A 13,221-nucleotide genomic window follows, 5' to 3' on the forward strand; every position below is an offset into this window, starting at 1 on the left:
AAGCGGGAAGGTCATTTAGTTACCCGTGATGATGTCGCTGTTTTAAGTCCATACATGACTAGTCATATTAAGCGATTCGGCGATTATTTGATTGACTTGAATGCAATACCACAGTCATTAGATGAGATTAGTAATTTTAACTTGATTTAACTGAGTTCTATTTATTTCCACCAGAAAAGATATAGTTACCAGCTTCAACGATAAAATCCCGAAACTATATCTTAAGTCCAACTACAAAGCAAGTATATTTACAAATCTTTGCATCGTGTCCCATTTTGCGCGTATCCCGGCTAGACCCCCTTATGACTCTATCTCAAGCGCGTCAAATCGGTATGCCACTTACATAATTAGCAGTCAAAACATGGAATTTATTTTTATTTACGTCACTTGTAAAGACCGTGCCGAAGCCCTTAATGTAGGTAGAGCCGTAGTAGAAGCCCGTCTTGCTGCTTGTGCTAACATAATTGATGGTATGGACAGTATTTATTGGTGGCAAGGTGAATTGCAAGTAGAAAAAGAAGCTATTTTAATTATGAAATCGCGCTGTGATTTATTTGCGGAATTAACGGATAAAGTAAAATCAGTACACTCTTATCAAGTACCTTGTGTGGTGGCTTTACCAATTGAGGCAGGAAATGAGGATTATCTGAATTGGCTAATAGCAGAAACCAAGACTACAGATATCAATATTGAGAGGAAATAAGCGATCGCTTCGTTGACCATAGGCATCATCCTACCAACATCTACCAAATTTTTAGCAAACCATGATTCGCCATCTCAACATGACCGATACCGAATATCTAGTTATTACAATTATGTTATAATCATCAAATATAATTTAGGTCAGGGTTATGGATAGAAATCATTACGACAAGTTAAGTGGTGAAGAAAAACTAGCATTTTTAGAAAGTGCAATAGAACATTTAAGCATAGATGAAAAAGCCAATTTAGTTAAGAAATTATTACCTATCAAAGATGATAATAGTTTCACCATCACAATGAGAAATTCTCAGATTCATGCTAATACAGTTTACCAATTCAATCTTAACAGTAAAGATGAAATTGCAGATTTATGGGAAGCGATCGCTGACAGAATCAGAAATAATCTGTGAAGAGATAGGGGTAAAGACAAGATACCCGCAAAATTTAGCACGACGTAAAGTTTTGTAAAGTAGTCATGTATTTTATGTCTTTCCAACATTCAAACATTGCCTAGTTTGGCTCATTTTAGGCAATGTTATGAGAGCAATTGAGCGGAATAACAAGGGTTTTGTCCTTTCTTGATAAAAGTCTTCAACTTCCATTTTCGGCAATGTTTTACAAGATGGGATAAATAAGCGGGAAGCTTTTATAAGACTGAAAGCCTTACTCAGTGTGCTTTTTTAGTATATAGACACAGGCGATAACGTTGAATTTGTTACAAAACTTTACGTCGTGCTAAATTTTGCGCGAATCTTGTCTTTACCCCAAAGCAACTTATACCCCATCCATCTTGAAACCTATAGTTTTTTCTATGGCGAAAACTCAAGTTTTCAAGATGGATGGGGTATAGGGAAGTATTTACAACTACGCTTGAATATGATTATTATCTTAAGTGGTATATAAGTTGCTAAATCAAGCAATAAAGCGGGTGTTAATAAAAAGACCATTTGTGGTTAAATAACCTGAGCTTAGAGGGCTATAGGAAGACATTCTTCGGTCAAAGAGCGATCACCCGCCAAGTTATGAAAGAAACATCAATAATTCCATCTCATTCTCCCTTGTTTCTTGAAAGTAAAGCCATACAAAATTAGGAAATTCTCAAAATGTCTAAGTACAACTGTCATTATCCAGACTTAATTAGAGCCTGGAAAATGGTTGCTTTCACGGCTTTTGTATCGGTATTGATGATATTCTCAGCGCAACCTGTACAAGCAGCACCAGTCAAACGCATCTTTGAAAACCCTCCCCTGTTGGAACTCCACAAGCAGACCATCCCAACTACCAGAAGTCTGGCTAACCAAGATGAATTAGGAATTACCCCCTACAGTGGACCTAATAGCGTTTCCAAGCAGACCATCCCAACTACCAGAAGTCTGGCTAACCCTAAGACAAAGCTGGATGTCCCGGTTGAGTTCGATCTCAGCGTTAAGTATACTAGTGGCGAAATCTACAATCCGACAACAAATAAAAATGACCAAGTAAACTTGCGTAGCTATGTTGGCATTGGTACTAGTACGAAAACACCTTATGTCGGACCAACCATCGAGGTCAAACCAGGCAACACTGTGCAAATCAACCTAAAAAACGAACTACCGCAGAGTTTTAGTCCTCGTTGCCAAGACTTACGTCAGCCAGGTAATGAGAATGAGCCTAATTGCAACAACCACAACCGCACGAATTTGCATTCTCATGGTTTATGGATCAGTCCGACCGGCAATAGTGACAATGTGCTATCAGTCATTGATCCTACAGTTACCTTCCAATATGAATACAACATTCCCTCTGACCATCCTGCTGGCACATTTTGGTATCACCCCCATCTACATGGTTCAACGGCACTCCAAGTAGCAAGTGGTCTGTCCGGCGCTCTCATCGTGCGCGGCGATCGCCTGCCTAGCAAAAATGCTAACGGCGACATTGACATCTTGCTAAATAAAGCCGATATCAAAGAACAAATCCTACTTTTCCAGCAAATCCAATATGCCTGCCTGGACGAGAACAACAAGGTAAAGTGGGATTGTCAACCCACAGAGACTGGTGAAATCGAATCTTACAAAGGATTATTTAGCCCTAGCTCCTGGACTACATCTAAACGCTACACCAGCATCAACGGGCAGGTTCTGCCAACCTTCACAGCCGAGTCCGGTAAAATCGAGCGATGGCGGATGATTCATGGGGGTGTACGCAACACCATCAACCTAGAGTTTCGCAAGTTGGCAGATGGCGCACCTGATCTCGCCACGTATCTGAAAACTGGCGGAATTGACGGTTATAAAAAGGAGTATTGTCCGAGTACGAATAAAACCCTCCCTTACCACATCATCGCCGACGACGGACTGACCAGATCAGCAGCATGGGAAACCACATTAACTACCTTGCAGCCTGGCTACCGCAACGATGCGCTGGTGGTTTTTCCCGAAGCAGGTAGTTACTGTGTGGTTGATGCACTAGCCCCAGCGTCAGAAAGTGTCACCCGAGAGGAAGAGAAAAGCCAACTGTTGGGTTTCGTTAATGTTAATGGAATACCAGAAATACCAGTGCCTTACATTGAAGATAAGGAAGAGTATGACATTCACAGTTATCTGACAAAGAGACTTGTTGCTGCTGTTGACAAACTCTTTGATGCTACTTATGATCTCTCCATTCCTTCGATGAAGGTACAGATTAAAAACGACCTGGAAAACGGGCTGAAACTTACAGCCTTTACGCCTCATCCTGATGTTAAAGACAGCGAGGTCAATGGCTATCAGGAATTGGCTTTTTCTATTGATTTTCCCAACTTTCAAGTCAGCAATAAAACGGTCGAGACATCAAAACCTGACGATTATAAGGTTTACGATCATAAGCGTGTTGATCGGACACTGACGCTAGGCAAAGTAGAGGAATGGACTTTGCAGTCGAAAGTCGCCGGACATCCGTTCCACATCCATGTGAATCCTTTCCAGATCGTCAAAATCCTTGATCCAAATGGTAAGGATGTTAGTAGACCCGATGTGAAAGATGATTTCAGTGGAGCGATTGATCCAGAATATCGAGGACTGAAAGGTGTATGGAAAGACACTATCTGGGTCAAAACTGTTACTGAGGATGTTAATGGTGTGAAAACAGAGTTACCCTACAAGATATTTATACGCACCCGTTACGAACGTTATATCGGCGACTTTGTATTGCACTGCCATATTCTTGACCATGAAGACCAAGGTATGATGCAGAACGTCAGTATTGTTATCCCAAAAGCTGTGGGCGTAAAAACTGCCAGTCACAGTTAAATAGGCGTTTCACAGTCAATACTTGCCGGTTAAGCTCAAACAAGAAAATTACGTAGGTTGGGTTTCCTTGCGTCAACCCAACATTTATAAGCATTTGTTGAGTTTTAGTTTTACTATGGTTCAACCCAACCTACGTTTCCTTAACCGAACAGTATTGGATCGCTAATTGCTGTAAGCAGTTCGCTCTTTATCCAAATTCCCTAAGATTTATTGAGTGGAGGAGTTTCAACATATCTTGTGTACAATTCTTAGAGGAAAAATCAAATACAGTATAATCTCAGAGATAGAAATAAAATTTACTCATTACTTATTAATTCATCCCATATCTGGTTAATTTTGGCGTTTATTGCATCCAGTGAGATGGATTCACCTTCATGATTAAGACGCTGACAGGCTTCATAAAACAAAATCATTTGCTCTACCTGTGCGCCCTCGGTTCTACCTTGACGGTCGGCTATCCGTGACAAAATACCCCTGATGTCCTTATCAAGTTTGTAGTTAACACGGTCAGTTGGTCGGTTTCTTCTTGGTCTTCCCACAGTAGCTATTGTCATATTTACGCTACGCACTTATTAAAGCAAAATGCAGCAGCTATTTCTTATATTACATGATAATTAGTTTTTTGTCTGTACAAAACACATAAAAATAATTATAATAGTTATGAAAAAGGCGATAGCGAAGCGATCGCCCTGGAATCGCAACTTCTTGGCGGGAGAGCGATAGCGAAGCGATCGCCCTGGAATCGCCTAAACCATTTATCAAGACAATAATATCATGAACAAACTCACTGTAATCACACACAACATTAATAAATCCGTAGTAGAGCAACGGAAATTAGATGGATATATTAACGCTACTGCATTGACTAGTGCTTATAAATTAGCAAGTGGCAAACGTCGTGATGTTAGTGAATGGCTGTCAAATAAACGGACTCAGGAGAGTTTAAAACATCTTAGTTCAAAGACGGATATTCCCGTAATTGAGTTATATCAAGTATTTCAGGGTTCTCCAGAAACAGGTGGTGGCACTTGGATACACCCCAAGCTAGCTGTTAGGTTTGGTATTTGGTTAAGTGATGAGTTTGGGTATTTGGTGGAAGAATGGGTTGATCAATGGCTTACGTCTGGTCAATCCCCAGAGTATGAATCTCTGAATGCCATGATTATCACCGCTATTGAAAAATCCCTAACTCCCATCACCCAACAACTCAGTGAGATTCAAGAACAACTTCAATTAGTCCCCGGTGTCAAACCCAAACGTTCTTGGACCCTGCCAGCATTTACACCACCGGAAGAAGTGCCACCAGATTATGTTCAGTTAGAAGATGGTTCTTGGTTATCGCCAGAAGGTTATCAATCAATCCTCAAACAGGGTAGACGCTCTTTACCTTGGGATGTTCGCAGACTTGATAGTTAGTTGAGTATGGGGGCAGTTCTCGTAACTGCCCTCACCCCAAAATTCTTAGAGGAAAAGGTTATAGTTTACTTATATTAACAATTCAACAAATTCTTACAGATGAAATACTACGTAATTTATGATGGACAGTGTAACCTCTGTGTGAATGGAGTACGTATATTAGAAAGTTTAGATCAAGGAAAACTGTTTAATTATGTTCCCATGCAAGATAAAGAAACATTATCAGGATGGGGGATTACGCCCCAAGATTGTGAGCAGGGCATGATTTTAATCAATGCTGAACAACTTTCACAACGTTGGCAGGGTAGCGATGCCATTGAAGAAATTGGACGGTTGTTACCTACAACAGGCTTTGTTGATATTTATCGGGGTTTACCTGGCATGAAATGGTTAGGCGATAAATTTTATGAACAAATCCGTGATCATCGTTATACCCTATTTGGAAAACGTGATACTTATGAATCTGTTTATTGTGTTGATGGTAGTTGTAAAAACAATTAACCCATTTATTTCATACTGCTATATATTCCTGCGGAGCGCTTTGCGATCGCTACAAAGTGCTTCGCTATATCTACCCCAAGGTGCTATGCGATTCCTACGGAGCGCTTCGCTATCGCTCCACCTCCCCCACTTCCTCTACCTCCCCCACTCCTGTTCACCCTAAACACCACCCCAAAATTCTTAGAGGAAAAGTTTGGGGATGTCCGTATAGCGAAGTGATCCGTAGTTACTTTATCCATTTAGTTCCTGAATAGGGGATTATTGAATAATATCATTTCCTCTTTTATGTTTAGATTGTAAGATAAAATCCTTCCACAACAAGCGAGAAGATGCTGATCAAGTAGCTAAAGCTGCTGATTCTTAGACTCAGTTTATGCAGGTATGGGAAGAAAATCCTTAATCCCCCTTTTCGAGGGTTTATACAAAAAACCCTATAAATAAGTAAATGAGTAAATGAGTAAATGAGTAAATGAAGTTTTACTCATTCCTTGGCAACCGGAGTATCAAGATAAGCCTCTAAAGCTTTAATAACAATACTTGTAATACTGCTACCCTTGCCTTCCTCCACCGCCCGAATCTTAATTTTATGATGCAAACTCACAGGAATTTCCGCATTTAGCCGGCTAGTTTCCTCCTTACTCGCCTCCTCCAGTGCTAAACTTTTTAACTCATGTTCTCTGCGTGTTTTCTTCGCTTTAAGCACCATAAATCACCTCCAGCACTTCCTGTTTCATCGCCTCAATTTCCTTAGCCGCATCACTACTGGAGTCATTAAATACAGTTAACCCCTCCGCTGCCGTAGTCGGATAAGCTACCCGTTGGCTAGTCCCTGCTTTGAGTATAGGCAAATTGTATTCAGCTAAAGCACTACTAATTTCTGTACTCAATTTCGTGTTTTTAATAGCACGACTGATAGCAAACACAGCTTTCGGCTTACCGTCCGTCACTTCATGACGGGCAGCGATGATATCAACTAAGTCAGCACAAGCCCAAATATCATAGGGACTGGGTTGTACGGGAATAATCACTAGGTCTGCCGCCTTTACAGCAGCAGCACTGAGTTTAGCGATTTGTGGCGCACCATCAATGACAATCAAATCATAACTCTGAGAAATTGCCTGTAAATCCTTAGCTAATGTTTCCCTATCAAGTCCCACCACCGGAATGATATTACCCTCATTAGCTTCATTCCAGTCTCTAGTGCTACCTTGAGGATCTGAATCTACCAGTAAAACTTTCTTCCCGTCCCGTTGCAGTGCATGAGCTAGATTAGTAGCTATAGTTGTTTTCCCGGAACCGCCCTTTTGATTGAGAATGGCGATAACTATTGGCATATCAGGACTCCAGTATTGTTGAGTAAAACTTCATTTGAGTAAACACTCAGATTATCCCAGAGTTTATTCTAAACATATTTGAGTAAAACTTCATTTGAGTAAACACTCAGATTATCCCAGAGTTTATTCTAAACATATTTGAGTAACCTTTGCGATCGCTAGGTCACGTTTTGCGATCGCTACAAAGTGCTATGCGATCGCTTTCTTTACCCCAAACATCACCCCCGAAATTCCTAGAGGAAAAGTTTGGGGATGTCTGTATAGCGAAGCGATCGCTCTACCCTAAGCATCACCCCCGAAATTCTTAGAGGAAAATTATTATTTCTTAGATTTCTCCTTATTTTTACTGAGTGCTATAAACTCCCTGATATTTTGTACAGTATTCCCGTTGTTGATCATGTTCTCCACAGCATGAACTATCTTGTTGGAGACTCCCACAGAACGGTTTCTCCACTTTCCATTAATCTTCTCCTCCCATGAATATCCCCATCGCCAATGTCCATAATTGTGTTTATTTCTTTCACCATCAACACGGGGATAACTAACTATTGACCCATTTTTGAGTTTCTTGTTCTCTATATATTGATATAAACACCCGCAAGCATGGCATTTCTCAGTAGTTGAGTTTTCCTCTAAGAATTTCTCAGTAGTTGACTTATCCTCTAAGAATTTCTCAGTAGTTAAGGTTTCCTCTAAGAATTTCTCAGTAGTTGACTTATCCTCTAAGAATTTCTCAGTAGTTGACTTATCCTCTAAGAATTTCTCAGTAGTTGACTTATCCTCTAAGAATTTCTCAGTAGTTGACTTATCCTCTAAGAATTTCTCAGTAGTTAAGGTTTCCTCTAAGAATTTCTCAGTAGTTGACTTATCCTCTAAGAATTTCTCAGTAGTTAAGGTTTCCTCTAAGAATTTCTCAGTAGTTGACTTATCCTCTAAGAATTTCTCAGTAGTTGACTTATCCTCTAAGAATTTCTCAGTAGTTAAGGTTTCCTCTAAGAATTTCTCAGTAGTTGAGTTTTCCTCTAAGAATTTCTCAGTAGTTGACTTATCCTCTAAGAATTTCTCAGTAGTTGACTTATCCTCTAAGAATTTCTCAGTAGATCCGGGCATACCTCGCGCTGGGATTGGTTCATCAAGTATTTCTACATTTTCCAATTTCCAGGCATAGCGACCAACTTCCCACAGTCCACACCTTAACTCTGTCTCTGACTGTTGACTGATAAACTCTTCAGTCATTTTGATACAGTCGGTAAGTTGAGCGATCGCAATCACAGATCCAAAAGGTATTTCTTCCCCTACTAATAAATCAGCTAATTCATTGACTTGATAATCCGTTGTTTCTTGCCTAATAGCTGCATGAATAGCTATTTTCCCCCGATAATTAGTAGCTTTACCCCTGGTTTCATAATGTTTATACTTACCTATCAAAGAAGCCCAAGGTTGATGTAGAGTAATTGCCTTAATTTTGGTGATTGTCGGGGTTTGGTTGTCGAGGTTTGTCGCTGTTTCCAACTCCTGCGAGTTTGGCAAGGTAACAGACTCTTTTGAGAGCGATCGCTGCTTGTTGAGGTGTAACTGCTCGTCCGTAGAGGTCAACGCAGTGCCGTCTGTTTTTGATATGGTGTCCTGTAGCGGGATAAGCGGGAGTTGCACTGATAGTATCTCGCCAGTGTCCGCTAATGGGTACTCCACCCAACCAATCGGGAATCCCATCATCCACCCTGCCACCGATGGATGTAGTTTGTCCCCCTTGTGAATGAATGGCCGCAACTTCTGTTCTAATCTGTTCGTGCCAGCCGGTCTGCACCCCGTTGAGCCTTTGGGATACGTCGTTGGTGTAGGCAATAATGAAAACTCGTTCTCGTTGGTGGGGTGCGCCGAGTTCCGCTGCTGAAATGATTTCTGGATCTTCCCAACTGTACTCAACCATTCTGAGTCCTCCAAGAACTGCTCTAAGTCCGTTGTTAATAATTCCTCTGGGTTGTTCAATAACAACAAATTCAGGCTGTTCAATGGCGATCGCTCGCAAGGAATAGAACCACATTCTAGACTCTGGATGGTCAAGCCCTGTACGCTTTCCGGCGTTACTTGTTCCGGTACAAGGGAATGATACCCAGTGGATGTTATGCCGTTTGAATTGCCCTTGATAGGTTCTGATGTCGTCGTGAATGGGGATGTTTGGGAATCGGTACTTAAGAACTTGTTGGGCGGCGTTGTCAAGTTCAACAAATTGGGTGGTTCTAATGCCGAGTTTGTCACCTGCAAGGGTAGCTGCTCCTGTACCGGCGTAGGTGTCGAGCATTGTAAGCATGAATCCAACTCCTCTATTTTTGATAGTTGCAATTCTTCAATCTGCGTAAACGAATATGGGATAGTTACCCATCCATCCCAATCAATCACAAACCCTGATTTACCTACTTTAGCGATCGCTCCTTTACGGTTTTCTTTCTGAGAAAATATGCGTTGTCCCAAACAATTGTAGATATCGTCTATTTTAAAGCCTCTATCCTCTTCAAAATCCGTTTTAAAGCCATGATTTACCAATTCAGGATGATTAACACACAATGAATCATAAGCGGCGTTATATGCCTCTACAGAGTTAAATTCTTCTGGTGTTGGTGGTTCTGTGGTGGGGTCGTAAAATAGGGTAGTTTGTCCACTTAATTCAGTTTGAATAATTCCTGAATCGAGAATTATTTGATCCCAATAAGGATCTTGAGATTGGCGTTCTATATCACCCGTGCCACTAGAATACAATTCAGTTGAAAACAAAGCGGGTTCTTGGGTTGCAGTTGCTTGACTATGTTTTTTAGCCATGATGACTACCTATAGTTTTTGAACTTCCAAAAATGCAATTATCTTGAACAGGTAAAGTTATGGGTTTTCTGTTTGGCTCAATCTGTAATCAGCTATCAGAACTGCTTTGAGCCTTGTTAGGTGCTTGCTAACATCCCCACAACAAGCACTTATTAGGGTTTTCACAGCAACAGTAGGACTCAAAATTTCATTCAAGTCTGCCAATTTTCACGAAGTGAACTCGCAAAAGCCGCATATTTACAACGGACATTTTTCGCATTGGGTAGCCATGCCAAGAATGCCGCGATCGCTCTTTCTGCTCTTTCTGCTGGCATTCCTTGAATAATTTTGCGGATTTCTGAAACTTTGGGATTTGGTGCTATTCCAAATCCTGCTAAATTCTTGATTTCTGATTTTTCATCAAAAATGTAGAGGTGTATCCCGTAAATCTTTAATCGATCTTCAAACTTCTCTAAAACACAACAATTCGCCTCTTCTGTAGTGTCTTTTAAGTCTGAAGAAATATGAATAGTATGAGGGACTTCAGAAGGCTTGTCTGGTAAGGGTTCTGAGCTTTCATTTGGACAACTTTGTCTTTTTCTGGACAACTTTGTCTTTTTTGGGACAACTTTGTCTTTTTCTGGACAACTTTGTCCAGGTTTAGACAACTTTGTCTTTTCTGGGACAACTTTGTCCGGTTTCTTGTCGGCTCTAACTGCCTTCCCCGCAAGGTTTTTACCCTTCATAGCAATTATCTGAGTATCATAAAAACCAAGTTCTTCTAGCTTGTGGATTGACCGTTTTACGGATTTTTCACTAAGTCCCACAATTTCCGCTATTTGCTGTGGATTGGGAATATCTACAAAGCGATCGCCAAATGGGTCAATCATTTGCAAGTAACTCCAAACGCACCAATCAGCACTGGTTAACTTGGCTTGAATGGCTTTTACGGCCATGTGGTTAGGTGTCTGATAGAAGCCCGAAAGCTCCACACCAGACATAGAAGCATCAGGTACTAATGACAACTTTGTCTGACGTGGCATAACTAACCCTCTACCTCTTCAAAAGTTGCAATAACATCAAAACTCAGAAGCGTTGAGTAAATAACCAGTTTTTTCTCAGGTGTACATTCACCAAAAAGGTGAATCCGTTTAGTGTGTTCTGGGAAAAATCCTGAATATGTAAGAATTTGCCCTAATGCGGCTTTCCAATCAGAAACTTGTTTAACTTCAATGATTTCTGTTTCAGTTAAAAGGTCAATTCTGCCAACGGCTGTAACAACTTCGATTTGACCACCTAATTCAGTTTGAAGCCGCTTAACTACTTGGTATTCTGGATTTTCATAAGTTTCTACTTCAAACCAATCAGGTAATAATCCAGCTTTGTCTAACTTAGCGAACTGCTTGCAGCAGCGCTTCGCTATCGCTGCGGAGAAAGTAGATTTTTTTATATCTACCTTTTGCATAATTTCCAGTGTACTCAGTAAATCTTGATACTTATCTCCCCATGAGTCTATTTCTACTAAATAGCTCCATAGTCTCCATTCTGCGGCTGTTAGCTTTGAATTACGCAATTTTTCCCCTAGCTTTGGAGTAAGTGGGTAAAATTTCCCCTCTAATTCCCCCATTAAATAATTCTGGAGGAGTAGACTTAATCCCTGGTTTTGTGTCATACTATTAAAAGAATTGGTATTCATGAAAGAAAGATTTTTCAGCCCTTGTAGTGTCTAGTTGCAAGGGTTTGATCTTTCATGGTGAATTGGTAGACAAATTAAATAAATTCAACTACCATTTATAGTATACTGTAAAATACAGTAATAGCAATATTATTGAGGGAAAAATAAAATTATCTCTTACAATAGTAAAACTGATAGCTATAGAGGTTTATCAATGCCGAGAATCAATGAATCATTTGTAACTGCCATGAGTGAGTATGGTATTAAAGCTAAAGAATTAGCTGAACTTTGTGGTATATCGGCACAGCAAGTAACAGAGTTTAGACGCGGTAGATCGTGGGTTAGCCAAGAAACTTTTGAATCACTGCTTGAAAATATGGATCATTTAAGTCCTGGCAGTAAAAGATACTTTTGCTCATTGCTTGCTAATCAACCGATCGCACACACTGACAAAAAAGAGCAGTTAATAGACATGATAGAAAACGCTAATCCAGAAGAGATAGAAGCGGTTTTATTAGCAATTGGGCGCAAATGGACTAAAGACTCTAAACCTAGTATTAGTAGTAATGAGTATGCTGAGGTTTCTTGATGATTAATTATCGTTGTAATTAGTTCACTAATTTATGTATTTATCTATCTGAAGTTAGATTTTTTGGCAAATATTTTTGATTTAGACTGATTTATGAACTTGCAATTTTTGGTAACAACAGTTTAACTCAGTATAATTGAAGGGTAATCATGTTGCATCATCAACCACAGATACAATTCATAAGCCAGAGCCAAAACAAATATCAATTAATAAATATTGATAATTGTCCAGAGGTTTTAGACAAAATCTCTCAAATGGATAAAATTCAATTAGCTAAATTATTAGAAGCGATCGCTTATAGGTTTAAAGAAATCAATGGTTGATTCGATGGCGATCGCTTTTCTCAAGGGATATATGCGATTCCTAGGTCACGCTTCGCTATCGCTGATTAATCTTTTTTTTACAAATAATTTCTAACAAATAACCAGCCCACCTGCCCTTAACGTATACCGACAAAAACCAGGAATTTCTTTTGAGAGATTGATGCAAGGAAATTGTGTTTAGCTAGAAGCTGTGTTAGTCGGTCATCTCTGAGGGCAGGTCGTTAATTTCATCAGCAATTAAATCATCCTCATCGAGTAGTAGCCGTTCTCCTATTTTGCTACCAAAGCCACTATCGCCCATGCCCGGTGCATCAAGGTGGGGTCTAGCCGGGATACGCGCAAAATGGGACACGATGCAAAGATTTGTAAATATACTTGCTTTGTAGTTGGACTTAAGATATAGTTTCGGGATTTTATCGTTGAAGCTGGTAACTATATCTTTTCTGGTGGAAATAAATAGAACTCAGTTAAATCAAGTTAAAATTACTAATCTCATCTAATGACTGTGGTATTGCATTCAAGTCAATCAAATAATCGCCGAATCGCTTAATATGACTAGTCATGTATGGACTTAAAACAGCGACATCATCACGGGTAACTAAATGACCTTCCCGCT

16 protein-coding genes are annotated in these 13,221 nt (G+C 40.0%); 8 read left to right on the top strand and 8 right to left on the bottom strand.

Annotated features, from left to right (window positions below; genetic code table 11):
- Positions 1-361 precede the first annotated feature (361 nt).
- The 3 genes from cutA to AN486_RS23985 all read left to right on the top strand — a co-directional run bounded on the left by cutA (position 362) and on the right by AN486_RS23985 (position 3,971).
- Entirely contained in the window at positions 362-703 is a 342-nt protein-coding gene (gene cutA, locus AN486_RS23975; protein ID WP_290602795.1) for a divalent-cation tolerance protein CutA, read from the top strand.
- 148 nt (positions 704-851) lie between these two features.
- Entirely contained in the window at positions 852-1,112 is a 261-nt protein-coding gene (locus AN486_RS23980; protein WP_290602796.1) for a hypothetical protein, read from the top strand.
- Positions 1,113-1,805: 693 nt separating this feature from the next.
- Positions 1,806-3,971: a multicopper oxidase family protein gene (locus AN486_RS23985; RefSeq protein WP_290602797.1), complete on the top strand. Its 2,166-nt coding sequence runs from the start codon at positions 1,806-1,808 to the stop codon at positions 3,969-3,971.
- A 296-nt stretch (positions 3,972-4,267) separates the two neighbouring features.
- On the opposite strand, the gene AN486_RS23990 is transcribed toward AN486_RS23985, so the two are convergent.
- Both AN486_RS23990 and AN486_RS23995 read right to left on the bottom strand, forming a co-directional pair.
- Complete coding sequence (locus AN486_RS23990; RefSeq protein WP_290602798.1) at positions 4,268-4,525, bottom strand: hypothetical protein; 258 nt, start codon at positions 4,523-4,525, stop codon at positions 4,268-4,270.
- A gap of 49 nt (positions 4,526-4,574) precedes the next feature.
- A complete protein-coding gene (locus AN486_RS23995; protein ID WP_290602799.1) occupies positions 4,575-4,733 on the bottom strand; it encodes a hypothetical protein in 159 nt (52 codons plus the stop codon).
- Between the two features lie 12 nt (positions 4,734-4,745).
- On the opposite strand from AN486_RS23995, the gene AN486_RS24000 reads away from it, so the two are divergent.
- Entirely contained in the window at positions 4,746-5,387 is a 642-nt protein-coding gene (locus tag AN486_RS24000) for a KilA-N domain-containing protein (protein ID WP_290602800.1), read from the top strand.
- Positions 5,388-5,486: 99 nt separating this feature from the next.
- The gene (locus AN486_RS24005) at positions 5,487-5,888 is read left to right on the top strand and encodes a thiol-disulfide oxidoreductase DCC family protein (RefSeq protein WP_290602801.1); all 402 of its coding nucleotides are present in this window, start codon (positions 5,487-5,489) and stop codon (positions 5,886-5,888) included.
- Positions 5,889-6,369: 481 nt separating this feature from the next.
- Here the strand turns inward: AN486_RS24005 and AN486_RS24010 are convergent, their stop codons facing one another.
- Both AN486_RS24010 and parA read right to left on the bottom strand, forming a co-directional pair.
- A complete protein-coding gene (locus tag AN486_RS24010) occupies positions 6,370-6,594 on the bottom strand; it encodes a hypothetical protein (protein ID WP_290602802.1) in 225 nt (74 codons plus the stop codon).
- Complete coding sequence (gene parA / locus AN486_RS24015; RefSeq protein WP_290602803.1) at positions 6,584-7,222, bottom strand: ParA family partition ATPase; 639 nt, start codon at positions 7,220-7,222, stop codon at positions 6,584-6,586. The genes AN486_RS24010 and parA overlap by 11 nt, the downstream gene beginning before the upstream one ends.
- Before the next feature lie 149 nt (positions 7,223-7,371).
- Here parA and AN486_RS24020 point away from each other — a divergent pair, with 149 nt between their 5' ends.
- On the top strand, positions 7,372-7,530 hold the full coding sequence (locus AN486_RS24020; protein WP_290602804.1) for a hypothetical protein: 159 nt from the start codon (positions 7,372-7,374) through the stop codon (positions 7,528-7,530).
- A 10-nt stretch (positions 7,531-7,540) separates the two neighbouring features.
- Here the strand turns inward: AN486_RS24020 and AN486_RS26760 are convergent, their stop codons facing one another.
- The 4 genes from AN486_RS26760 to AN486_RS24035 all read right to left on the bottom strand — a co-directional run bounded on the left by AN486_RS26760 (position 7,541) and on the right by AN486_RS24035 (position 11,690).
- Positions 7,541-8,752 carry an ASCH domain-containing protein gene (locus tag AN486_RS26760; RefSeq protein ID WP_367142461.1) on the bottom strand — a complete coding sequence of 404 codons (1,212 nt, stop codon included), beginning with the start codon at positions 8,750-8,752 and terminating at the stop codon, positions 7,541-7,543.
- On the bottom strand, positions 8,682-9,533 hold the full coding sequence (locus AN486_RS26765) for a DNA cytosine methyltransferase (protein WP_367142462.1): 852 nt from the start codon (positions 9,531-9,533) through the stop codon (positions 8,682-8,684). Before AN486_RS26765 ends, AN486_RS26760 begins: the two co-directional genes overlap by 71 nt.
- Before the next feature lie 697 nt (positions 9,534-10,230).
- On the bottom strand, positions 10,231-11,061 hold the full coding sequence (locus AN486_RS24030; RefSeq protein ID WP_290602806.1) for a hypothetical protein: 831 nt from the start codon (positions 11,059-11,061) through the stop codon (positions 10,231-10,233).
- Between the two features lie 2 nt (positions 11,062-11,063).
- Entirely contained in the window at positions 11,064-11,690 is a 627-nt protein-coding gene (locus AN486_RS24035; protein ID WP_290602808.1) for a hypothetical protein, read from the bottom strand.
- A gap of 217 nt (positions 11,691-11,907) precedes the next feature.
- Here AN486_RS24035 and AN486_RS24040 point away from each other — a divergent pair, with 217 nt between their 5' ends.
- Both AN486_RS24040 and AN486_RS24045 read left to right on the top strand, forming a co-directional pair.
- Positions 11,908-12,282, top strand: coding sequence for a helix-turn-helix transcriptional regulator (locus AN486_RS24040; RefSeq protein ID WP_290602809.1), 375 nt, complete (start codon positions 11,908-11,910; stop codon positions 12,280-12,282).
- Between the two features lie 149 nt (positions 12,283-12,431).
- Positions 12,432-12,605, top strand: a complete 174-nt coding sequence (locus AN486_RS24045; RefSeq protein ID WP_290602810.1) for a hypothetical protein — start codon at positions 12,432-12,434, stop codon at positions 12,603-12,605.
- Positions 12,606-13,221 lie beyond the last annotated feature (616 nt).

The sequence above is a fragment of the Anabaena sp. AL93 genome, from assembly GCF_001672085.1.
Lineage (GTDB): Bacteria > Cyanobacteriota > Cyanobacteriia > Cyanobacteriales > Nostocaceae > Dolichospermum > Dolichospermum heterosporum.